Source organism: Leclercia adecarboxylata (assembly GCF_006874705.1).
Lineage (GTDB): Bacteria > Pseudomonadota > Gammaproteobacteria > Enterobacterales > Enterobacteriaceae > Enterobacter > Enterobacter adecarboxylatus_C.
Window position 1 is genome coordinate 2051605 of sequence record NZ_CP035382.1, and the last position, 23832, is coordinate 2075436.

General features: G+C 53.3%; 16 protein-coding genes and 5 tRNA genes. 20 read left to right on the forward strand and 1 reads right to left on the reverse strand.

What is annotated here, in order from left to right; translation table 11 throughout:
* The first annotated feature begins 151 nt into the window (after nt 1-151).
* From eptB to dppF, 7 genes are all read left to right on the forward strand, one after another.
* On the forward strand, nt 152-1843 hold the full coding sequence (gene eptB, locus ES815_RS10795; protein WP_142487796.1) for a kdo(2)-lipid A phosphoethanolamine 7''-transferase: 1692 nt from the start codon (nt 152-154) through the stop codon (nt 1841-1843).
* A gap of 91 nt (nt 1844-1934) precedes the next feature.
* Nucleotides 1935-2011 (forward strand) — tRNA-Pro (locus ES815_RS10800).
* A gap of 645 nt (nt 2012-2656) precedes the next feature.
* A complete protein-coding gene (gene dppA, locus ES815_RS10805) occupies nt 2657-4264 on the forward strand; it encodes a dipeptide ABC transporter periplasmic-binding protein DppA (RefSeq protein WP_142487797.1) in 1608 nt (535 codons plus the stop codon).
* 177 nt (nt 4265-4441) lie between these two features.
* Complete coding sequence (gene dppB, locus ES815_RS10815) at nt 4442-5461, forward strand: dipeptide ABC transporter permease DppB (RefSeq protein WP_142487798.1); 1020 nt, start codon at nt 4442-4444, stop codon at nt 5459-5461.
* Nucleotides 5462-5470: 9 nt separating this feature from the next.
* Nucleotides 5471-6373, forward strand: coding sequence for a dipeptide ABC transporter permease DppC (gene dppC, locus ES815_RS10820; RefSeq protein ID WP_142487799.1), 903 nt, complete (start codon nt 5471-5473; stop codon nt 6371-6373).
* A 10-nt stretch (nt 6374-6383) separates the two neighbouring features.
* Complete coding sequence (dppD, locus tag ES815_RS10825; protein WP_142487800.1) at nt 6384-7367, forward strand: dipeptide ABC transporter ATP-binding protein; 984 nt, start codon at nt 6384-6386, stop codon at nt 7365-7367.
* Nucleotides 7364-8377 (forward strand): dipeptide ABC transporter ATP-binding subunit DppF, encoded by a 1014-nt coding sequence (gene dppF, locus ES815_RS10830; protein WP_142487801.1) that lies wholly within the window; start codon nt 7364-7366, stop codon nt 8375-8377. Before dppD ends, dppF begins: the two co-directional genes overlap by 4 nt.
* Nucleotides 8378-8428: 51 nt before the next feature.
* On the opposite strand, the gene coaA is transcribed toward dppF, so the two are convergent.
* The gene (coaA, locus tag ES815_RS10835) at nt 8429-9379 is read right to left on the reverse strand and encodes a type I pantothenate kinase (protein ID WP_142487802.1); all 951 of its coding nucleotides are present in this window, start codon (nt 9377-9379) and stop codon (nt 8429-8431) included.
* A 338-nt stretch (nt 9380-9717) separates the two neighbouring features.
* Here coaA and ES815_RS10840 point away from each other — a divergent pair.
* The 13 genes from ES815_RS10840 to rpoC all read left to right on the forward strand — a co-directional run bounded on the left by ES815_RS10840 (nt 9718) and on the right by rpoC (nt 23784).
* Nucleotides 9718-9793, forward strand: a tRNA-Thr gene (locus tag ES815_RS10840).
* 8 nt (nt 9794-9801) lie between these two features.
* Nucleotides 9802-9886: transfer RNA gene (locus ES815_RS10845), tRNA-Tyr, on the forward strand.
* Between the two features lie 118 nt (nt 9887-10004).
* Nucleotides 10005-10079 (forward strand) — tRNA-Gly (locus ES815_RS10850).
* Nucleotides 10080-10085: 6 nt separating this feature from the next.
* Nucleotides 10086-10161: transfer RNA gene (locus ES815_RS10855), tRNA-Thr, on the forward strand.
* A 118-nt stretch (nt 10162-10279) separates the two neighbouring features.
* Nucleotides 10280-11464 (forward strand): elongation factor Tu, encoded by a 1185-nt coding sequence (tuf, locus tag ES815_RS10860; protein WP_142487803.1) that lies wholly within the window; start codon nt 10280-10282, stop codon nt 11462-11464.
* 230 nt (nt 11465-11694) lie between these two features.
* Complete coding sequence (gene secE, locus ES815_RS10865) at nt 11695-12078, forward strand: preprotein translocase subunit SecE (protein ID WP_003862342.1); 384 nt, start codon at nt 11695-11697, stop codon at nt 12076-12078.
* A 1-nt stretch (nt 12079) separates the two neighbouring features.
* Nucleotides 12080-12625 carry a transcription termination/antitermination protein NusG gene (nusG, locus tag ES815_RS10870; protein ID WP_003862341.1) on the forward strand — a complete coding sequence of 182 codons (546 nt, stop codon included), beginning with the start codon at nt 12080-12082 and terminating at the stop codon, nt 12623-12625.
* A 154-nt stretch (nt 12626-12779) separates the two neighbouring features.
* Nucleotides 12780-13208, forward strand: coding sequence for a 50S ribosomal protein L11 (rplK, locus tag ES815_RS10875; RefSeq protein ID WP_032615878.1), 429 nt, complete (start codon nt 12780-12782; stop codon nt 13206-13208).
* A gap of 3 nt (nt 13209-13211) precedes the next feature.
* A complete protein-coding gene (rplA, locus tag ES815_RS10880; protein WP_142487804.1) occupies nt 13212-13916 on the forward strand; it encodes a 50S ribosomal protein L1 in 705 nt (234 codons plus the stop codon).
* A 291-nt stretch (nt 13917-14207) separates the two neighbouring features.
* On the forward strand, nt 14208-14705 hold the full coding sequence (gene rplJ, locus ES815_RS10885) for a 50S ribosomal protein L10 (RefSeq protein ID WP_001207203.1): 498 nt from the start codon (nt 14208-14210) through the stop codon (nt 14703-14705).
* A gap of 66 nt (nt 14706-14771) precedes the next feature.
* Complete coding sequence (gene rplL, locus ES815_RS10890) at nt 14772-15137, forward strand: 50S ribosomal protein L7/L12 (RefSeq protein WP_142487805.1); 366 nt, start codon at nt 14772-14774, stop codon at nt 15135-15137.
* A 318-nt stretch (nt 15138-15455) separates the two neighbouring features.
* Nucleotides 15456-19484, forward strand: coding sequence for a DNA-directed RNA polymerase subunit beta (rpoB, locus tag ES815_RS10895; RefSeq protein WP_142487806.1), 4029 nt, complete (start codon nt 15456-15458; stop codon nt 19482-19484).
* A 76-nt stretch (nt 19485-19560) separates the two neighbouring features.
* The gene (rpoC, locus tag ES815_RS10900) at nt 19561-23784 is read left to right on the forward strand and encodes a DNA-directed RNA polymerase subunit beta' (RefSeq protein ID WP_142487807.1); all 4224 of its coding nucleotides are present in this window, start codon (nt 19561-19563) and stop codon (nt 23782-23784) included.
* Nucleotides 23785-23832 lie beyond the last annotated feature (48 nt).

Below are 23832 nucleotides of genomic sequence, written 5' to 3' on the forward strand. Positions count from 1 at the left end.
CATTCTCTGTTGCCACTTTTTCTTTTCCCTGTGGTCTACTTACCGCGCTTAAAGACGTTTCCGATAACGATCCCCTGAGCAATGAAATACCCTGTTCACTTTTTGACCAAGAGTGGAGCGGCTCTACTTTACCTTTTTCCAGGTTGCATTAATGAAATATATCAAAGCGATGACGCAACAAAAGCTCAGCTTTTTGCTCGCGTTGTACATCGGTCTGTTTATGAATGGCGCGGTTTTTTTCCGTCGGTTTGATGGTTATGCGCAAGATTTTACCGCCTGGAAAGGAGTCGCTGCGGTCGTTGAACTGGTGGGCACTGTGCTGGTCACCTTCTTTTTGCTGCGTCTGCTGTCGCTGTTTGGACGGCGTATCTGGCGCGTACTCGCCACGCTGGTAGTGTTGTGCTCGGCGGGTGCCAGCTATTACATGACCTTTATGAACGTGGTGATTGGCTACGGCATTATTGCCTCGGTCATGACCACGGATATCGACCTCTCGAAAGAAGTGGTCGGTATACATTTTATTCTCTGGCTGGTTTGCGTCAGCATCCTGCCGCTGCTGCTTATCTGGAACAACCGCTGCCGCTATACGTTATTGCGCCAGCTGCGTACCCCAGGGCAGCGCATCCGCAGCGCCGCGGTCGTGGTACTGGCGGGATTAATGGTCTGGGGACCCATCCGGCTGTTGGATTTGCAGCAGAAGAACGTTGAGCGTACCTCCGGCGTGGATATGCCGAGCTACGGCGGCGTGGTGGCAAACTCCTATCTGCCGTCCAACTGGATCTCCGCGCTGGGGTTATATGCCTGGGCGCAGGTGGATGAGTCCTCCGATAATAAATCGCTGATGAACCCGGCGAAGAAATTCACCTATCAGGCGCCGTCTGATATCGACGATACCTACGTGATTTTCATTATTGGCGAAACCACGCGCTGGGATCATATGGGTATTCTGGGCTATGAGCGGGATACCACTCCGAAGCTGGCGCAGGAGAAAAACCTTGTCGCCTTCCGCGGGTATTCCTGTGATACCGCCACCAAGCTCTCGTTGCGCTGTATGTTCGTGCGCGAGGGCGGGGCGAGCGATAACCCGCAGCGGACGCTGAAAGAGCAGAACGTCTTCTCGGTACTGCGTCAGCTGGGCTTTAGCTCCGACCTCTACGCGATGCAAAGCGAGATGTGGTTCTACAGCAACACCATGGCCAACAACATCGCCTACCGTGAGCAGATTGGCGCCGAGCCGCGTAACCGCGGTAAGAGCGTGGACGACATGCTGCTGATCGACGAGATGCAACGCTCCCTGCAGAGCAACCAGGATGGTAAGCATATGATCATCCTGCATACCAAAGGGTCGCACTTTAACTACACCCAGCGTTATCCGCGCAGCTTTGCCAAATGGACGCCGGAGTGTAAGGGCGTGGATAAAGACTGCAGCAAAGCGCAGCTGATCAACTCCTACGACAACTCAGTGACCTATGTAGATCACTTTATCGATAGCGTGATTGACCAGGTGCGCGATAAGAAGGCGATTGTCTTCTACGCCGCCGACCACGGTGAGTCGATTAACGAGAAAGAGCACCTGCACGGTACGCCGCGCAAGATGGCACCGCCGGAGCAGTTCCGCGTGCCGATGATGTTGTGGATGTCCGACAAGTATCTGGAGAACCCGGATAAAGCCAAAATGTTCGCCCATCTTAAAGAGCAGGCGGATATGAAAGTGGCACGGCGTCATGTTGAGCTCTACGACACCATTCTCGGTTGCCTCGGTTATACCTCGCCAGACGGCGGGATTAACGAGAATAACAACTGGTGTAAAGTGCCGGACGGCGCTGCGAAAGCCGCAAAGTAACAGGCCTGGCGACTTTATAGCCGATCGAAAGGCTTTTGCAAAATAAGGGATTGACGGAGACAGAGCGTAGCAGTAAGATGCGCTCCGCATTCGGCGAGTAGCGCAGCTTGGTAGCGCAACTGGTTTGGGACCAGTGGGTCGGAGGTTCGAATCCTCTCTCGCCGACCACATTCGAAAACCCCGCTCTTTGAGCGGGGTTTTTTGCATTTATCACCTGCAGAAATTATTGCTCCGCAAGACTTATCCGACTTAACACACCAAAATACGCCTTACCTCTGTTTAGCCCTGCCTGTTAACGTATTTGTGACATATTCCATTGTATTTTTTTATCTTTAGATTGATCTTTTTTCGCGTTGCTTATGGATAACCTCAGCATTTTCCCCTGTGCGTTTTAACGTTCATGGTATTTAGTGCGCAGATAATCGCCATTCTGTAAGAAAATTTACCCCGGTTGAATAAATGTTAATCACTGGTTGTAGCAGATTGCGTAGAGAGTTGTGCTGCGTCATGGCGGGTAGCATAAATTTCCCTGCTGAAAATACGCTCCGGTAGTTTTTTTAATCTTTGTTTGCCAATTCTCACACTTAGCGTAAATCCCCGTCACCTGTATTGACGTTTTCACATTCTGTTGACAGATTGTAGGGCACGAGGGGCACTTCAGGGAGGATCTGCGCTGCAACTCAGTCGCTCTTCTGAAAGGAATCTCCATCCCTTATAACGCCTCAGGGCAACACCGACCGGACCGGGTAAAAAATAAATTAAAGGTCAGGCGGAGTAACACAACAAAAAACATCACATTGGAGCAGAATAACAATGAGTATTTCCTTGAAGAAGTCAGGGATGCTGAAGCTTGGTCTGAGCCTGGTGGCTATGACCGTCGCAGCAGGCGTACAGGCAAAAACCCTGGTCTACTGTTCTGAAGGCTCGCCGGAAGGCTTTAACCCACAGCTCTTTACCTCTGGTACGACGTACGACGCAAGCTCTGTACCTATCTATAACCGTCTGGTTGAATTCAAAACCGGCACCACGGAAGTTATTCCAGGTCTGGCTGAGAAGTGGGAAGTCAGCGAAGACGGTAAAACCTATACCTTCCACCTGCGTCAGGGCGTGAAGTGGCAGGACAGCAAAGAGTTCAAACCAACGCGCGATCTGAATGCAGACGACGTGGTGTTCTCCTTCGACCGTCAGAAGAATGCCCAGAACCCGTACCACAAAGTCTCTGGCGGCAGCTATGAGTACTTCGAAGGGATGGGCCTGCCAGACCTGATCAGCGAAATCAAAAAAGTGGACGACAACACCGTTCAGTTCGTGCTGACTCGTCCTGAAGCACCGTTCCTGGCTGACCTGGCCATGGACTTCGCCTCTATTCTGTCGAAAGAATATGCCGACAACATGCTGAAAGCCGGCACGCCGGAGAAAGTGGACCTGAACCCGGTTGGTACCGGTCCGTTCCAGCTGCTGCAGTATCAGAAAGACTCCCGCATTCTGTACAAAGCGTTCGAAGGTTACTGGGGCACCAAGCCGCAGATCGACCGTCTGGTCTTCTCCATCACGCCTGACGCCTCCGTGCGTTACGCCAAGCTGCAGAAGAACGAGTGCCAGGTAATGCCGTACCCGAACCCGGCTGATATCGCGCGCATGAAGCAGGACAAAAACATCAACCTGCTGGAGCAGGCGGGTCTGAACGTCGGCTACCTCTCTTTCAACACCGAGAAAAAACCGTTTGATGATGTGAAAGTGCGTCAGGCGCTGACCTACGCGGTCAACAAAGAAGCGATCATCAAGGCCGTTTATCAGGGCGCAGGTGTTGCCGCGAAGAACCTGATCCCACCAACAATGTGGGGCTACAACGACGACGTTAAGGATTACACCTATGACGTTGAGAAAGCGAAAGCACTGCTGAAAGAAGCGGGCCAGGATAAAGGCTTTACCGTTGAGCTGTGGGCAATGCCAGTACAGCGTCCTTACAACCCGAACGCACGCCGTATGGCCGAGATGGTTCAGGCTGACTGGGCGAAAATCGGCGTTCAGGCCAAGATCGTGACCTACGAGTGGGGCGAGTACCTGAAGCGTGCTAAAGCAGGCGAGCACCAGGCGGTCATGATGGGCTGGACTGGCGACAATGGGGATCCGGATAACTTCTTCGCAACCCTGTTCAGTTGTGCAGCGGCGAAAGACGGTTCTAACTACTCTCGCTGGTGCTACAAGCCGTTCGAAGATCTGATTCAGCCGGCACGTGCTGCAGAAGATCACAACAAGCGTATCGAACTGTACAAACAGGCTCAGGTTGTCATGCATGAACAGGCACCAGCGCTGATCGTGGCTCACTCAACCGTGTACGAGCCAGTGCGTAAAGAAGTTAAAGGCTATGTGGTTGATCCACTGGGCAAACACCACTTCGAAAACGTTTCTGTTGAATAATTAAAAGCAATGCCAGGCGGCGCTGCGCTTGCACTGGCCTACGGAATGTAGGCCGGGTAAGCGTAGCGCAACCCGGCAGCAGTGCTTTATTCCCTCTCTGAAAGGGGAGGGAATAAGATTTGTGAGCAATACAGACGTCGCGCCTCCAGGCGTACGTCATTAGAGAGAATCCGGGTTATGTTGCAGTTCATCCTCCGACGTCTGGGACTTGTTATCCCCACGTTTATCGGTATCACCCTTCTCACCTTTGCCTTCGTCCATATGATCCCCGGTGACCCGGTAATGATTATGGCGGGCGAGCGTGGTATTTCTCCTGAACGTCATGCGCAGCTGTTAGCCGAACTGGGGCTGGATAAGCCTATGTGGCAGCAGTATCTCCACTATATCTGGGGCGTGTTGCATGGTGATTTAGGTATTTCGCTGAAAAGCCGTCTGCCGGTGTGGGAAGAGTTCGTACCACGATTTAAAGCAACGCTGGAACTCGGTGTCTGCGCCATGATTTTTGCCGTCTCCGTGGGTATTCCGGTGGGCGTGCTGGCTGCGGTGAAACGTGGCTCTATCTTTGATCATACCGCCGTTGGCCTGGCGCTGACCGGTTACTCCATGCCTATCTTCTGGTGGGGCATGATGCTGATCATGCTGGTGTCGGTGCAGTGGAACCTGACCCCGGTGTCCGGGCGCGTCAGTGATATGGTCTTCCTTGATGACACCAACCCGCTGACCGGCTTTATGCTGATCGACACGGCTATCTGGGGTGAAGAGGGCAACTTTATCGATGCGCTGGCGCATATGATCCTGCCGGCCATGGTGCTCGGTACGATCCCGTTGGCGGTTATCGTGCGTATGACCCGTTCGTCGATGCTGGAAGTGCTGGGCGAGGATTATATCCGTACCGCCCGCGCCAAAGGTCTGACCCGCATGCGGGTGATCATCGTTCATGCCCTGCGTAACGCCATGCTGCCGGTAGTAACGGTTATCGGCCTGCAGGTAGGGACGTTGCTGGCAGGGGCGATCCTGACCGAAACCATCTTCTCCTGGCCGGGCCTGGGGCGCTGGCTGATTGACGCACTGCAACGCCGTGATTATCCGGTGGTACAGGGCGGTGTACTGCTGGTGGCGACGATGATTATTCTCGTCAACCTGCTGGTCGATTTGCTGTACGGCGTGGTGAACCCGCGTATTCGTCATAAGAAGTAAGGGGCCATCATGTCACAAGTATCTGAAAATAAAGTGGTCGCTGCACCGGTGCCAATGACGCCGCTGCAGGAGTTCTGGCACTACTTCAAACGCAACAAAGGCGCGGTAGTAGGGCTGGTGTATGTTGTCATCATGATCTTGATCGCGGTGTTCGCGAACTTTCTTGCGCCGTACAACCCGGCGGAGCAGTTCCGTGATGCGCTGCTTGCACCACCTGCATGGCAGGACGGCGGTACCCTGACGCATCTGCTGGGTACTGACGATGTAGGCCGTGATGTGCTGTCCCGTCTGATGTACGGCGCGCGTCTTTCGCTGCTGGTGGGCTGCCTGGTAGTGGTACTGTCCCTGATTATGGGGGTGGTACTCGGTCTGGTGGCTGGCTACTTCGGCGGTGTGGTGGATAACATCATTATGCGTGTTGTCGACATCATGCTGGCGCTGCCAAGCCTGCTGCTGGCGCTGGTGCTGGTGGCGGTCTTTGGGCCGTCAATCGGCAACGCCGCCCTGGCCCTGACGTTCGTGGCGCTTCCTCACTACGTGCGATTAACGCGTGCGGCGGTGCTGGTGGAAGTGAACCGTGACTACGTGACCGCCTCTCGCGTGGCGGGTGCGGGCGCGATGCGCCAGATGTTCGTCAATATTCTTCCAAACTGCCTTGCGCCGCTGATTGTTCAGGCGTCGCTCGGTTTCTCTAACGCCATTCTCGATATGGCCGCTCTTGGCTTCCTTGGCATGGGTGCGCAGCCGCCAACACCGGAGTGGGGCACCATGCTCTCCGATGTGTTGCAGTTCGCGCAAAGCGCCTGGTGGGTTGTGACCTTCCCGGGTCTGGCGATCCTCCTGACGGTGCTGGCATTTAACCTGATGGGTGATGGTCTGCGTGATGCACTTGATCCCAAACTGAAGCAGTAAGAGGCACGAGATGGCGTTATTAAATGTAGATAAATTATCGGTGCACTTCGGTGACGTGGGCTCCGAGTTTCGCGCCGTAGATCGGGTTAGCTACAGCGTAAATCAGGGTGAAGTTGTCGGCATCGTGGGCGAGTCAGGTTCCGGTAAATCGGTAAGCTCTCTGGCGATCATGGGGCTGATTGATTACCCTGGCCGCGTAATGGCGGAAAGCCTGGAGTTCAACGGCCAGGATCTGAAGCGGATCTCTGAAAAAGAGCGTCGCAACCTGGTTGGCGCCGAAGTGGCGATGATCTTCCAGGATCCGATGACCAGCCTCAACCCATGCTACACCGTCGGTTTCCAGATTATGGAAGCAATTAAGGTGCATCAGGGTGGGAATAAGAAAACCCGTCGTCAGCGGGCAATCGACCTGCTGACCCAGGTAGGTATTCCTGACCCGGCCTCGCGTCTGGATGTCTATCCGCACCAGCTGTCCGGTGGGATGAGCCAGCGCGTTATGATCGCCATGGCCATTGCCTGTCGTCCGAAGCTGCTGATTGCCGATGAACCGACGACCGCGCTGGATGTGACCATTCAGGCGCAGATCATCGAGCTGCTGCTGGAGCTGCAGCAGAAAGAGAACATGGCGCTGATCCTGATCACCCATGACCTGGCGTTAGTGGCCGAAGCGGCGCATAAAATCATCGTGATGTATGCCGGGCAGGTAGTGGAAACCGGCAGCTCGCACGATATCTTCCGCGCACCGCGCCATCCTTATACTCAGGCGCTCCTGCGCGCGCTGCCGGAGTTTGCCCAGGACAAGGCGCGTCTGGCGTCACTGCCGGGCGTGGTACCGGGTAAATACGACCGCCCGACCGGCTGTCTGCTGAACCCGCGCTGCCCGTATGCCACGGACAAATGTCGCATCGATGAGCCGGATCTTTATACCCTCAACGATGGCCGTCAGTCTAAATGCCACTACCCACTCGATGACGCCGGGAGGCCCACACTATGAGTTCGCAAGAGGCCACCATGCAACAGCCGCTGTTGCAGGCTATCGATCTGAAAAAACACTACCCGGTCAAGAAGGGGCTGTTTGCTCCGGAACGCCTGGTGAAAGCGCTGGATGGCGTCTCCTTTACTCTGGAGCGCGGCAAAACGCTGGCGGTGGTGGGGGAGTCCGGCTGCGGGAAATCCACCCTGGGCCGTCTGCTGACCATGATTGAAACCCCGACCGGGGGCGAGCTGTACTATCAGGGGCAGGATCTGCTCAAGCACGATCCTGACGCGCAGAAACTGCGTCGCCAGAAAATCCAGATTGTGTTCCAGAACCCGTATGGTTCCCTGAACCCGCGTAAGAAAGTGGGGCAGATTCTGGAGGAGCCGCTGCAGATCAACTCCACGTTGAGCAAAGAGCAGCGTCGCGAGAAGGCGCTGGCGATGATGGCGAAAGTGGGGCTCAAGACCGAACACTACGATCGCTATCCGCACATGTTCTCCGGCGGTCAGCGTCAGCGTATTGCTATCGCCCGTGGTCTGATGCTTGACCCGGATGTGGTGATCGCCGATGAACCGGTCTCCGCGCTCGACGTTTCCGTCCGTGCGCAGGTGCTGAACCTGATGATGGATCTGCAGCAGGATTTAGGCCTGTCGTATGTCTTCATCTCCCATGACCTGTCGGTGGTGGAGCACATTGCCGATGAAGTGATGGTGATGTATCTGGGCCGCTGCGTGGAGAAGGGGACGAAAGATCAGATCTTTAATAACCCGCGCCATCCTTATACGCAGGCGCTGCTCTCTGCGACACCGCGCCTGAACCCGGATGAACGTCGGGAGCGTATTAAGCTGACCGGCGAGCTGCCAAGCCCGCTCAACCCGCCGCCGGGCTGTGCTTTCAACGCCCGCTGCCGTCGTCGTTTTGGGCCGTGCACCCAGCTGCAACCGCAGTTAAAAGACTACGGCGGTCAACTGGTGGCCTGCTTCGCCGTCGATCAGGATGAAAACGGCGAGAAGCCCCTGGCGTAAGTCATAAAAAAACCGGCGATAAGCCGGTTTTTTTATTGGGGCGGTGAATAGCTATTTCCGTAAACGAATCTGGTCGACAGCGTGTTTCTCACTCTTGGTGAGGATCAGGCTGGCGCGCTCACGCGTCGGCAGAATGTTCTCTTTCAGGTTCACGTAGTTGATCTCATTCCACAGCGAGGTGGCCACATTAACAGCCTCATCTTTCGAGAGCTGGGCGTAGTTATGGAAGTAGGAGTCAGGGTCGGTGAACGCCCCTTCGCGGAACTTAAGGAAGCGGTTGATGTACCAGCTCTGCAGGAGATCTTCCGGCGCATCCACGTAGATAGAGAAATCGACAAAGTCAGAGACAAACACATGATGCGGATCGTGAGGATAGTCCATCCCGCTCTGCAGAACGTTTAATCCTTCCAGAATCAGAATGTCCGGCTGCACCACCGTTTTGTCCCCGTCAGGGATGCGGTCATAAATCAGATGCGAGTATACCGGAGCCGTCACGTTTGGCACGCCGGATTTCAGATCCGACACGAATTTCACCAGACGGTGCATATCATAAGAGAGCGGAAAGCCTTTCTTCTTCATCAGACCGCGTTCTTTTAACACCTCGTTAGGGTGCAGGAAGCCGTCGGTAGTGATCAGCTCCACGCTGCGGTGTTCCGGCCAGCGGCTCAGCAGCGCCTGCAGAACACGCGCGGTGGTGCTTTTCCCCACGGCGACGCTGCCGGCAATACTGATAATATAAGGAATGCGCTGCCCGTTCGTACCGAGGAACTGCTCAAGTACGGCCTGTCGGCGGAGGTTGGAACTGATATAGAAATTCAGCAAACGCGAGAGAGGTAAATAAATTTCAGCCACTTCTTCAAGCGACAGGTCTTCGTTTATCCCTTTTAACCGTGCGATTTCGCCTTCCGTTAAGGTCATGGGAACGGAGTCACGCAGAGCAGCCCACTGGCTGCGGCTAAACTGGAGATAAGGCGTCATTAACGTTTGCTCTTTTTTGCTCATAAGCACGCTTGAGTGAGGCGTCTTATCCCACACCAGAGGCTAGCCGTGCGGGGTAGAGCACATCACATATATAGTTAATTTTGGACAATGCGCAGGAGGTTAACACCAGATGGGCCGAATAATAAGAAAAAAAGTGGCCGAGTGTTGCGTTAAGCGTGAAACGTCACAGACCGGGTTTCACCCCTTTTGAGGACCGTAAATGATGAATATTTGCGCGCATTTGCCTGGAAATACAGCGTTATTCTCTCTTCTCGCACAAAATGTGAGCGAAAGAACGATTTATGCAAATTTTTAGTTGCATGAACCTGCAGGGCTCCCTAAAATGCGCGCTACTTGATGCCGACTTAGCTCAGTAGGTAGAGCAACTGACTTGTAATCAGTAGGTCACCAGTTCGATTCCGGTAGTCGGCACCATCAAGTCCGGTGGGGTTCCCGAGCGGCCAAAGGGAGCAGACTGTAAATCTGCCGTCACAGACTTCGAAGGTTCGAATCCTTCCCCCACCACCACTTTCTGGCAGCGTTAAAGCCGCCGGAGCTGGTTGGAAAAAATTGACCAGCTCGAACTTAAAAAGAGAGAAATCTCTTTTTTTGTTACAGAAAGAACTGGGTAGCCGAGTTTCAGGATGCGGGCATCGTATAATGGCTATTACCTCAGCCTTCCAAGCTGATGATGCGGGTTCGATTCCCGCTGCCCGCTCCAATACGTGCTGATATGGCTCAGTTGGTAGAGCGCACCCTTGGTAAGGGTGAGGTCCCCAGTTCGACTCTGGGTATCAGCACCACTTCACTTCTCCCTCCCGTTTCTCTCTGTTTCAATTTAAATGTATTCAACAGTTCAGGCATTTCGCCTGGTTGATGTGGTGATATCACCGATTTATCCGTGTCTTAGAGGGACAATCGATGTCTAAAGAAAAGTTTGAACGTACAAAACCGCACGTTAACGTCGGTACTATCGGCCACGTTGACCATGGTAAAACAACGCTGACCGCTGCAATCACTACCGTTCTGGCAAAAACCTACGGTGGTTCTGCTCGTGCATTCGACCAGATCGATAACGCACCAGAAGAAAAAGCTCGTGGTATCACCATCAACACTTCCCACGTTGAATATGACACCCCGACTCGCCACTACGCACACGTAGACTGCCCGGGCCACGCCGACTATGTTAAAAACATGATCACCGGTGCTGCGCAGATGGACGGCGCGATCCTGGTTGTTGCTGCGACTGACGGCCCTATGCCTCAGACCCGTGAGCACATCCTGCTGGGTCGTCAGGTAGGCGTTCCTTTCATCATCGTGTTCCTGAACAAATGCGACATGGTTGATGACGAAGAGCTGCTGGAACTGGTTGAGATGGAAGTTCGTGAACTCCTGTCCCAGTACGACTTCCCGGGCGACGATACCCCAATCGTTCGCGGTTCCGCGCTGAAAGCGCTGGAAGGCGAAGCAGAGTGGGAAGAGAAAATCATCGAACTGGCTGGCTACCTGGATTCCTACATCCCAGAGCCAGAGCGTGCGATTGACAAGCCGTTCCTGCTGCCTATCGAAGACGTATTCTCCATCTCCGGTCGTGGTACCGTTGTTACCGGTCGTGTAGAGCGCGGTATCGTTAAAGTTGGCGAAGAAGTTGAAATCGTTGGTATCAAAGAGACTGCCAAGTCTACCTGTACCGGCGTTGAAATGTTCCGCAAACTGCTGGACGAAGGCCGTGCCGGTGAGAACGTTGGTGTTCTGCTGCGTGGTATCAAACGTGAAGAAATCGAACGTGGTCAGGTTCTGGCTAAGCCAGGCTCCATCAAGCCGCACACCAAGTTCGAATCTGAAGTGTACATCCTGTCCAAAGACGAAGGCGGCCGTCATACTCCGTTCTTCAAAGGCTACCGTCCACAGTTCTACTTCCGTACTACTGACGTGACCGGTACCATCGAACTGCCAGAAGGCGTTGAGATGGTAATGCCAGGCGACAACATCAAGATGGTTGTTACCCTGATCCACCCAATCGCGATGGATGACGGTCTGCGTTTCGCAATCCGTGAAGGCGGCCGTACTGTTGGCGCGGGCGTTGTTGCTAAAGTTCTCGGCTAATTGCTGATAACATTTGACGCAATGCGCATGAAAAGGGCATCATTTGATGCCCTTTTTGCACGCTTTCGAACCAGAACCTGGCTCATCAGTGATTTTATTTGTCATAATCATTGCTGAGACAGGCTCTGAAGAGGGCGTTTTAGTCCGAAACGCAACAGAGCATTTCGGTTTGGTTCGCCTCGCTATCGCGGGGTGAAAATGTTTGTAGAATACTTCTGACAGGTTGGTTTATGAGTGCGAATACCGAAGCTCAAGGGAGCGGGCGCGGCCTGGAAGCGATGAAATGGGTAGTAGTAGCTGTATTGCTGATCGTGGCAATCGTTGGCAACTACCTTTATCGCGACATGATGCTGCCGCTACGCGCGCTGGCAGTGGTAATTCTGATTGCTGCAGCGGGTGGTGTCGCGCTGTTGACGACCAAAGGTAAAGCGACCGTCGCTTTTGCCCGCGAAGCGAGAACCGAAGTCCGTAAGGTCATTTGGCCGACTCGCCAGGAAACATTGCACACCACGCTGATTGTAGCTGCGGTTACCGCTGTAATGTCACTGATCCTGTGGGGACTGGATGGTATTCTGGTTCGCCTGGTATCCTTTATCACTGGCCTGAGGTTCTGAGATGTCTGAAGCCCCTAAAAAGCGCTGGTACGTCGTTCAGGCGTTTTCCGGTTTTGAAGGCCGCGTAGCAACGTCGCTGCGTGAGCATATCAAATTACATAATATGGAAGAGTTGTTTGGCGAAGTTATGGTTCCGACCGAAGAAGTGGTCGAGATCCGTGGCGGCCAGCGTCGCAAAAGCGAGCGCAAATTCTTCCCGGGTTACGTGCTTGTTCAGATGGTGATGAACGATGCAAGCTGGCACTTAGTGCGCAGCGTACCGCGCGTAATGGGCTTTATCGGCGGCACGTCTGACCGTCCGGCGCCAATCAGCGACAAAGAAGTTGATGCGATTATGAACCGCCTGCAGCAGGTTGGTGATAAGCCGCGTCCGAAAACGCTGTTTGAACCGGGTGAAATGGTTCGTGTTAATGACGGTCCGTTTGCTGACTTTAACGGCGTGGTTGAAGAAGTGGACTACGAGAAGTCCCGCCTGAAAGTTTCCGTTTCTATCTTCGGTCGTGCGACCCCGGTAGAGCTGGACTTTGCCCAGGTAGAAAAAGCCTAAGCAGCGATCAAAAAAGCGACGATTTAACCGTTGCACAGGGCGCGAGATTGGACTACAATTTCGCGCCTTTTGTTTTTATGGATTGCATCCGTAAAACGAATTTTATCACGGGGAGCCTCCTTGAGGCGCTATAACCCAATCAGAGGATTTTACAATGGCTAAGAAAGTACAAGCCTATGTCAAGCTGCAGGTTGCAGCTGGTATGGCAAACCCAAGTCCACCAGTTGGTCCAGCTCTGGGTCAGCAGGGTGTGAACATCATGGAATTCTGTAAAGCGTTCAATGCCAAAACCGAATCCCTGGAAAAAGGTCTGCCAATCCCAGTCGTAATCACTGTTTACGCTGACCGTTCTTTCACTTTCGTTACCAAGACCCCGCCGGCAGCAGTTCTGCTGAAAAAAGCGGCTGGTATCAAGTCTGGTTCCGGCAAGCCGAACAAAGACAAAGTTGGTAAAATTTCCCGCGCTCAGCTGCAGGAAATCGCGCAGACCAAAGCTGCCGACATGACTGGTTCCGACGTTGAAGCGATGACTCGCTCCATCGAAGGTACTGCACGTTCCATGGGCCTGGTAGTGGAGGACTAAGAAATGGCTAAACTGACCAAGCGCATGTCCGTAATCCGTGGCAAAGTTGATGCGACCAAACAATACGACATCAACGAAGCAATCGCTCTGCTGAAAGAACTGGCTACCGCTAAGTTCGTAGAAAGCGTTGACGTTGCTGTTAACCTCGGTATCGACGCTCGTAAATCCGATCAGAACGTTCGTGGCGCAACTGTACTGCCACACGGTACTGGCCGTTCCGTACGCGTAGCTGTATTTGCTCAGGGTGCAAACGCTGAAGCTGCTAAAGCTGCCGGCGCTGAACTGGTAGGTATGGAAGATCTGGCTGATCAGATCAAGAAAGGCGAAATGAACTTTGACGTTGTTATTGCTTCCCCGGATGCAATGCGCGTTGTTGGCCAGCTCGGCCAGGTTCTGGGTCCACGCGGCCTGATGCCAAACCCAAAAGTTGGTACTGTAACCCCTAACGTTGCTGAAGCGGTTAAGAACGCTAAAGCAGGTCAGGTTCGTTATCGTAACGACAAAAACGGCATCATCCACACCACCATCGGTAAAGTGGACTTTGACGCTGACAAACTGAAAGAAAACCTGGAATCTCTGCTGGTTGCGCTGAAAAAAGCAAAACCAACTCAGGCGAAAGGCGTGTACATCAAGAAAGTTAGCATCTCCACCACCATGGGTGCAGGTGTTGCAGTTGACCAGGCTGGCCTGAGCGCTGCTGCAAACTAATGCCTTTACGTGGGCGGTGGATTTGTCTACAATCTTACCCCCACGTTTGCTAACAATAGTTAGCGGCTAAAAGATTTGTTCGTTGGAGCCTGGCCTAATCCAGGCCTCCGTCGAAGACCGCAGGTGTTTCGCAAGAGACTTAATGCCCTGCGTAGACGGTGACAGAACGCTAAGATTATTTTTGGATACTCTGGCTTGTTTCTGCTCACCGTATTAAGACGCTCTTCCCGTTGGGAAGAGTGAAGTGAGTTCCGGAACATGAGTTCCGGCAAACATCCAGGAGCAAAGCTAATGGCTTTAAATCTTCAAGACAAACAAGCGATTGTTGCTGAAGTCAGCGAAGTAGCCAAAGGCGCGCTGTCTGCAGTAGTTGCGGATTCCCGTGGCGTTACTGTAGATAAAATGACTGAACTGCGTAAAGCAGGTCGTGAAGCTGGCGTTTACATGCGTGTTGTTCGTAACACCCTGCTGCGCCGCGTAGTTGAAGGTACTCAGTTCGAGTGCCTGAAAGACACGTTTGTTGGTCCAACCTTGATTGCATACTCTATGGAACACCCGGGCGCTGCTGCTCGTCTGTTCAAAGAGTTCGCGAAAGCGAATGCAAAATTCGAGGTTAAAGCTGCAGCCTTTGAAGGTGAGTTGATCCCGGCATCGCAAATCGATCGCCTGGCAACCCTGCCGACCTACGAAGAAGCAATTGCACGCCTGATGGCAACCATGAAAGAAGCTTCGGCTGGCAAACTGGTTCGCACTCTGGCTGCTGTTCGCGATGCGAAAGAAGCTGCTTAATAGCAGTCATCTTTATCAAGTATTCGCTTACGTATAAACTTATTCTGATTTTCAGGAACAATTTAAATGTCTATCACTAAAGATCAAATCATTGAAGCAGTTGCAGCTATGTCCGTAATGGACGTTGTAGAACTGATCACTGCAATGGAAGAAAAATTCGGTGTTTCCGCTGCTGCTGCTGTAGCTGTAGCTGCTGGCCCGGCTGAAGCTGCTGAAGAAAAAACTGAATTCGACGTAGTTCTGAAAGCTGCTGGCGCGAACAAAGTTGCCGTAATCAAAGCAGTACGTGCTGCAACTGGCCTGGGTCTGAAAGAAGCTAAAGACCTGGTAGAATCTGCTCCAGCTGCGCTGAAAGAAGGCGTGAGCAAAGACGACGCAGAAGCACTGAAAAAATCTCTGGAAGAAGCTGGCGCTGAAGTTGAAGTTAAATAAGCCAACCCTTCCGGTTGCAGCCTGAGAAATTAGGCTGATGGCTGGTGACTTTTTAGTCACCAGCCTTTTTGCGCTGTAAGGCGCCAGTAGAGTTTCACACTGTTTGACTGCTGGCTGTCCTGACAATGCTTGTTTCTATCGACGACTTAATATACTGCGACAGGGTGCTCGCTCTGGGTAAATCGCAATGAAATGGTTTAAGCGTGATAGCAACAGGCATTGCGGAAAGTGTTCGATTTTCCGATCAACAAAATGGTGTTGCACAAACTGTCCGCCAATGGACAGATGGGTCGACTTGTCAGCGAGCTGAGGAACCCTATGGTTTACTCCTATACCGAGAAAAAACGTATTCGTAAGGATTTTGGTAAACGTCCACAAGTTCTGGACATTCCATATCTCCTTTCTATCCAGCTTGACTCGTTCCAGAAGTTTATCGAGCAAGATCCTGAAGGGCAGTACGGTCTGGAAGCAGCCTTCCGTTCCGTGTTCCCGATTAAGAGCTACAGCGGTAATTCCGAGCTGCAATACGTCAGCTACCGCCTTGGCGAACCGGTATTTGACGTTCAGGAATGTCAAATCCGTGGCGTGACCTACTCGGCACCGCTGCGCGTTAAGCTGCGTCTGGTGATCTACGAGCGCGAAGCGCCGGAAGGCACCGTTAAAGACATTAAAGAACAAGAAGTCTACATGGGCGAAATTCCGCTCATGACCGACAACGGTACTTTCGTCATCAACGGCACCGAGCGTGTTATCGTTTCCCAGCTGCACCGTAGCCCGGGCGTCTTCTTCGACAGCGATAAAGGTAAAACGCACTCTTCCGGTAAAGTACTGTATAACGCGCGTATCATTCCTTACCGTGGTTCCTGGCTGGACTTCGAGTTCGATCCGAAAGACAACCTGTTTGTCCGTATCGACCGTCGTCGTAAACTGCCTGCGACCATCATTCTGCGTGCGCTGAACTACACCACTGAGCAGATTCTTGATCTGTTCTTTGAGAAAGTTGTTTTCGAAATTCGCGACAACAAGCTGCAAATGGAGCTGGTGCCTGAGCGTCTGCGTGGTGATACCGCGTCGTTCGACATCGAAGCCGACGGCAAAGTGTATGTGGAAAAAGGCCGCCGTATTACTGCGCGCCACATCCGTCAGCTGGAAAAAGATGATATCAAACACATCGAAGTCCCGGTTGAATACATTGCTGGAAAAGTCGCTGCAAAAGATTACGTTGATGCATCCACTGGCGAGCTGATCTGCCCGGCTAACATGGAGCTGAGCCTGGATCTGCTGGCTAAGCTGAGCCAGTCTGGCCACAAGCGTATCGAAACGCTGTTCACCAACGATCTGGACCACGGTCCGTACATGTCCGAAACCGTACGTGTCGACCCAACCACCGATCGTCTGAGCGCGCTGGTAGAAATCTACCGCATGATGCGCCCGGGTGAGCCGCCGACTCGCGAAGCGGCTGAAAGCCTGTTCGAGAACCTGTTCTTCTCCGAAGACCGCTACGATCTGTCCGCGGTTGGTCGTATGAAGTTCAACCGTTCTCTGCTGCGTGACGCGATCGAAGGTTCCGGTATCCTGAGCAAAGAAGACATCATCGAAGTGATGAAGAAGCTCATCGATATCCGTAACGGTAAAGGCGAAGTGGACGATATCGACCACCTCGGCAACCGTCGTATCCGTTCCGTAGGCGAAATGGCGGAAAACCAGTTCCGCGTTGGCCTGGTACGTGTTGAGCGTGCGGTGAAAGAGCGTCTGTCTCTGGGCGATCTGGATACCCTGATGCCTCAGGATATGATCAACGCCAAGCCGATCTCCGCAGCAGTGAAAGAGTTCTTTGGTTCCAGCCAGCTGTCCCAGTTTATGGACCAGAACAACCCACTGTCTGAGATCACGCACAAGCGTCGTATCTCTGCACTCGGCCCGGGCGGTCTGACCCGTGAGCGCGCAGGCTTTGAAGTTCGAGACGTACACCCGACTCACTACGGTCGCGTATGTCCAATCGAAACGCCTGAAGGTCCAAACATCGGTCTGATCAACTCCCTGTCCGTGTACGCACAGACTAACGAATACGGTTTCCTTGAGACCCCGTATCGTAAAGTGACGGACGGTGTTGTAACCGACGAAATTCACTACCTGTCTGCTATCGAAGAAGGTAACTACGTCATCGCTCAGGCGAACTCCAACCTGGATGACGAAGGCCACTTTGTAGAAGACCTGGTAACTTGCCGTAGCAAAGGCGAATCCAGCTTGTTCAGCCGCGACCAGGTTGACTACATGGACGTTTCCACCCAGCAGGTGGTTTCCGTCGGTGCGTCCCTGATCCCGTTCCTGGAACACGATGACGCCAACCGTGCATTGATGGGTGCGAACATGCAACGTCAGGCGGTTCCAACTCTGCGCGCTGATAAGCCGCTGGTTGGTACCGGTATGGAACGTGCTGTTGCCGTTGACTCCGGTGTTACTGCAGTTGCTAAACGTGGCGGTACTGTTCAGTACGTCGATGCTTCCCGTATCGTTATCAAAGTTAACGAAGACGAGATGCATGCAGGCGAAGCGGGTATCGACATCTACAACCTGACCAAGTACACCCGTTCTAACCAGAACACCTGTATCAACCAGATGCCATGTGTGTCTCTGGGTGAGCCAATTGAGCGCGGCGACGTGCTGGCTGACGGTCCGTCCACCGACCTCGGTGAACTGGCGCTCGGTCAGAACATGCGCGTAGCGTTCATGCCGTGGAATGGTTACAACTTCGAAGACTCCATCCTCGTCTCCGAGCGTGTGGTTCAGGAAGATCGTTTCACCACTATTCACATCCAGGAACTGGCGTGTGTGTCCCGTGACACCAAGCTGGGGCCAGAAGAGATCACCGCTGACATCCCTAATGTGGGTGAAGCTGCGCTCTCCAAACTGGATGAATCCGGTATCGTATACATCGGTGCAGAAGTGACCGGCGGCGACATTCTGGTTGGTAAGGTTACGCCGAAAGGTGAAACCCAACTGACGCCAGAAGAGAAACTGCTGCGCGCGATCTTCGGTGAGAAAGCGTCTGACGTTAAAGACTCTTCTCTGCGTGTGCCGAACGGTGTTTCCGGTACGGTTATCGACGTTCAGGTCTTTACTCGCGATGGCGTAGAAAAAGACAAACGTGCGCTGGAAATCGAAGAGATGCAGCTGAAGCAGGCTAAGAAAGACCTGTCTGAAGAGCTGCAGATCCTCGAAGCTGGCCTGTTTGGTCGTATCTACGCGGTGCTGGTTGCCGGTGGTGTTGAAGCTGAGAAGCTCGACAAGCTGCCACGTGACCGCTGGCTGGAACTGGGCCTGGCCGACGAAGAGAAACAAAATCAGCTGGAACAGCTGGCTGAGCAGTATGACGAACTGAAACACGAGTTCGAGAAAAAACTCGAAGCGAAACGCCGTAAAATCACTCAGGGCGACGATCTGGCACCGGGCGTGCTGAAGATTGTTAAGGTTTATCTGGCCGTTAAACGTCAGATCCAGCCTGGTGATAAGATGGCAGGTCGTCACGGTAACAAGGGTGTTATCTCTAAGATCAACCCGATCGAAGATATGCCGCACGATGCTAACGGTACGCCGGTAGATATCGTACTGAACCCGCTGGGCGTACCGTCTCGTATGAACATTGGTCAGATCCTCGAAACTCACCTGGGTATGGCTGCAAAAGGTATTGGCGATAAGATCAACGCCATGCTGAAACAGCAGCAGGAAGTCGCGAAACTGCGCGAATTCATCCAGCGTGCGTACGATCTGGGTACTGATGTTCGTCAGAAAGTCGACCTGAACACCTTCAGCGATGAAGAAGTGCTGCGCCTGGCTGAGAACCTGAAAAAAGGTATGCCAATCGCAACGCCAGTCTTCGATGGTGCGAAAGAGTCTGAAATCAAGGAACTGTTACAGCTGGGTGGCCTGCCAAGCTCTGGCCAGATCACACTGTTCGACGGTCGTACCGGTGAGCAGTTCGAGCGCCAGGTAACCGTGGGTTACATGTACATGCTGAAACTGAACCACCTGGTTGATGACAAGATGCACGCGCGTTCTACCGGTTCTTACAGCCTGGTTACTCAGCAGCCGCTGGGTGGTAAGGCGCAGTTCGGTGGTCAGCGCTTCGGGGAGATGGAAGTGTGGGCGCTTGAAGCATACGGCGCGGCATACACCCTGCAGGAAATGCTCACCGTTAAGTCTGATGACGTGAACGGTCGTACCAAGATGTATAAAAACATCGTGGACGGCAACCATCAGATGGAACCGGGCATGCCAGAATCCTTCAACGTACTGTTGAAAGAGATTCGTTCGCTGGGTATCAACATCGAACTGGAAGACGAGTAACTCTCGCTCAAACAGGTCACTGGTGCCGGAGTAGTTTCCGGCACCAGATTGTGCTAACTCCGACGGGAGCAAATCCGTGAAAGACTTATTAAAGTTTCTGAAAGCGCAAACTAAAACCGAAGAGTTTGATGCGATCAAAATTGCTCTGGCCTCGCCAGACATGATCCGTTCATGGTCTTTTGGTGAAGTTAAAAAGCCAGAAACCATCAACTACCGTACGTTCAAACCTGAGCGTGACGGCCTTTTCTGTGCGCGTATTTTCGGGCCAGTAAAAGATTACGAGTGCCTGTGCGGTAAGTACAAGCGCCTGAAACACCGTGGTGTGATCTGTGAGAAGTGCGGCGTTGAAGTGACCCAGACTAAAGTGCGTCGTGAGCGCATGGGCCACATCGAGCTGGCGTCTCCGACTGCCCACATCTGGTTCCTGAAATCTCTGCCGTCCCGTATCGGTCTGCTGCTGGATATGCCGCTGCGCGATATCGAACGTGTTCTGTACTTCGAATCTTATGTTGTGATCGAAGGCGGGATGACGAACCTGGAACGTAACCAGATTCTGACCGAAGAACAGTATCTCGACGCGCTGGAAGAGTTCGGTGACGAATTCGACGCGAAGATGGGTGCGGAAGCTATCCAGGCCCTGCTGAAGAGCATGGATCTGGAGCAAGAGTGTGAAACTCTGCGTGAAGAGCTGAACGAAACCAACTCCGAAACCAAGCGTAAAAAGCTGACCAAGCGTATCAAGCTGCTGGAAGCGTTCGTTCAGTCTGGTAACAAACCAGAGTGGATGATCCTGACCGTTCTGCCGGTTCTGCCGCCAGATCTGCGTCCGCTGGTTCCGCTGGATGGTGGTCGTTTTGCGACTTCTGACCTGAACGATCTGTATCGTCGCGTCATTAACCGTAACAACCGTCTGAAGCGTCTGCTGGATCTGGCTGCGCCAGATATCATCGTACGCAACGAAAAACGTATGCTGCAGGAAGCGGTAGATGCCCTGCTGGATAACGGTCGTCGCGGTCGTGCGATCACCGGTTCTAACAAACGTCCTCTGAAATCTTTGGCCGACATGATCAAAGGTAAACAGGGTCGTTTCCGTCAGAACCTGCTCGGTAAGCGTGTTGACTACTCCGGTCGTTCTGTAATCACCGTAGGTCCATACCTGCGTCTGCATCAGTGCGGTCTGCCGAAGAAAATGGCACTGGAGCTGTTCAAACCGTTCATCTACGGCAAGCTGGAACTGCGTGGCCTGGCCACCACCATCAAAGCCGCTAAGAAGATGGTTGAGCGTGAAGAAGCTGTCGTTTGGGATATCCTGGACGAAGTGATCCGCGAACACCCGGTACTGCTGAACCGTGCACCAACCCTGCACCGTCTGGGTATCCAGGCCTTTGAGCCAGTACTGATCGAAGGTAAAGCTATCCAGCTGCACCCGCTGGTCTGTGCGGCATATAACGCCGACTTCGATGGTGACCAGATGGCTGTTCACGTACCGCTGACGCTGGAAGCCCAGCTCGAAGCGCGTGCGCTGATGATGTCTACCAACAACATCCTGTCTCCAGCGAACGGTGAACCAATTATCGTTCCTTCTCAGGACGTTGTACTGGGTCTGTACTACATGACCCGTGACTGTGTTAACGCCAAAGGCGAAGGCATGGTGCTGACTGGCCCGAAAGAAGCTGAGCGTATTTATCGCGCTGGCCTGGCCTCTCTGCATGCGCGTGTAAAAGTGCGTATCACCGAGTATGAAAAAGCTGAAAACGGCGAACTCGTTGCGAAAACCAGCCTGATTGACACGACCGTTGGCCGTGCAATTCTGTGGATGATCGTACCGAAAGGTCTGCCTTTCTCCATCGTCAACCAGGCGCTGGGCAAGAAAGCAATTTCCAAGATGCTGAACACCTGTTACCGCATCCTGGGCCTGAAGCCGACTGTTATCTTCGCTGACCAGACAATGTACACCGGCTTTGCTTATGCAGCGCGTTCAGGTGCATCTGTTGGTATTGATGACATGGTCATCCCAGAGAAGAAACATGAAATCATCTCTGAAGCGGAAGCCGAAGTTGCTGAGATCCAGGAGCAGTTCCAGTCTGGTCTGGTAACCGCGGGCGAACGCTATAACAAAGTTATCGATATCTGGGCAGCGGCGAACGATCGTGTATCCAAAGCGATGATGGACAACCTGCAGACCGAAACCGTTATCAACCGTGACGGCGTCGAAGAGCAGCAGGTTTCCTTCAACAGCATCTACATGATGGCCGACTCCGGTGCGCGTGGTTCTGCAGCACAGATTCGTCAGCTGGCAGGTATGCGTGGTCTGATGGCGAAGCCAGATGGCTCCATCATCGAAACGCCAATCACCGCGAACTTCCGTGAAGGTCTGAACGTACTCCAGTACTTCATCTCCACCCACGGTGCTCGTAAGGGTCTGGCGGATACCGCACTGAAAACAGCAAACTCCGGTTATCTGACGCGTCGTCTGGTTGACGTTGCACAGGATCTGGTTGTTACCGAAGACGATTGTGGCACCCTCGAAGGTATCACCATGACCCCGGTTATCGAGGGTGGTGATGTTAAAGAGCCACTGCGCGATCGCGTTCTGGGTCGTGTTACTGCGGAAGACATTCTGAAGCCGGGTACTGCAGACATCCTGGTTCCACGCAACACGCTGCTGCACGAGCACTGGTGTGACCTGCTGGAAGCCAACTCTGTTGACTCAGTGAAAGTACGTTCCGTTGTATCCTGTGACACCGACTTTGGTGTATGTGCGCACTGCTATGGTCGTGACCTGGCGCGTGGCCACATCATCAACAAAGGTGAAGCCATCGGCGTTATCGCGGCACAGTCCATCGGTGAGCCGGGTACACAGCTGACGATGCGTACGTTCCACATCGGTGGTGCGGCATCTCGTGCGGCTGCTGAATCCAGCATCCAGGTGAAAAACAAAGGTAGCATCAAGCTCAGCAATGCGAAGTCTGTTGTTAACTCCGCAGGCAAGCTGGTTGTGACTTCTCGTAACACCGAGCTGAAGCTGATCGACGAATTCGGTCGTACCAAAGAGAGCTATAAAGTGCCTTACGGTGCTGTTATGGCGAAAGGTGATGGCGAGCAGGTTGCCGGCGGCGAAACCGTAGCGAACTGGGATCCACACACCATGCCGGTTATCACCGAAGTAAGTGGTTTCATTCGCTTCACTGACATGATCGATGGCCAGACGATTACTCGTCAGACCGACGACCTGACCGGTCTCTCTTCCCTGGTGGTTCTGGATTCTGCAGAACGTACCGCGGGTGGTAAAGATCTGCGTCCAGCTCTGAAAATCGTTGATGCTAACGGCAACGACGTTCTGATCCCGGGCACCGACATGCCGGCTCAGTACTTCCTGCCAGGTAAAGCGATTGTCCAGCTGGAAGATGGTGTTCAGATCGGTGCGGGTGATGCTCTGGCGCGTATTCCTCAGGAATCCAGCGGTACTAAAGATATTACCGGTGGTCTGCCGCGCGTTGCGGACCTGTTCGAAGCACGTCGTCCGAAAGAGCCGGCAATCCTGGCTGAAATCAGCGGTATCATTTCCTTCGGTAAAGAGACCAAAGGGAAGCGCCGTCTGGTGATCACGCCGCTGGATGGCAGCGATCCGTACGAAGAGATGATTCCAAAATGGCGTCAGCTCAACGTGTTTGAAGGTGAACGTGTAGAACGTGGTGACGTGGTTTCCGACGGTCCGGAAGCACCGCACGACATTCTGCGTCTTCGTGGCGTCCACGCGGTAACGCGTTACATCACCAACGAAGTACAGGACGTTTACCGTCTGCAGGGCGTTAAGATCAACGATAAGCACATCGAAGTTATCGTTCGTCAGATGCTGCGTAAAGCCACCATCGTGAATGCCGGTAGCTCCGACTTCCTCGAAGGTGAGCAGGTTGAATACTCTCGCGTCAAGATTGCTAACCGCGATCTGGAAGCGAACGGCAAACTCAGTGCGACCTTCGCACGTGATCTGCTGGGTATCACCAAAGCGTCTCTGGCAACCGAGTCCTTCATCTCCGCGGCATCGTTCCAGGAGACCACTCGTGTGCTTACCGAAGCAGCTGTTGCGGGCAAACGCGACGAACTGCGCGGTCTGAAAGAGAACGTTATCGTGGGTCGTCTGATCCCGGCCGGTACCGGTTATGCGTACCACCAGGATCGTATGCGCCGTCGCGCAGCGGGCGAAATTCCTGCTGCACCACAGGTGACTGCTGAAGATGCATCTGCCAGCCTGGCAGAGCTGCTGAACGCAGGCCTGGGCGGTTCTGACAACGAGTAATCGTTACGTCAGCCCATAAAAAAACCCGCTTCGGCGGGTTTTTTTTGT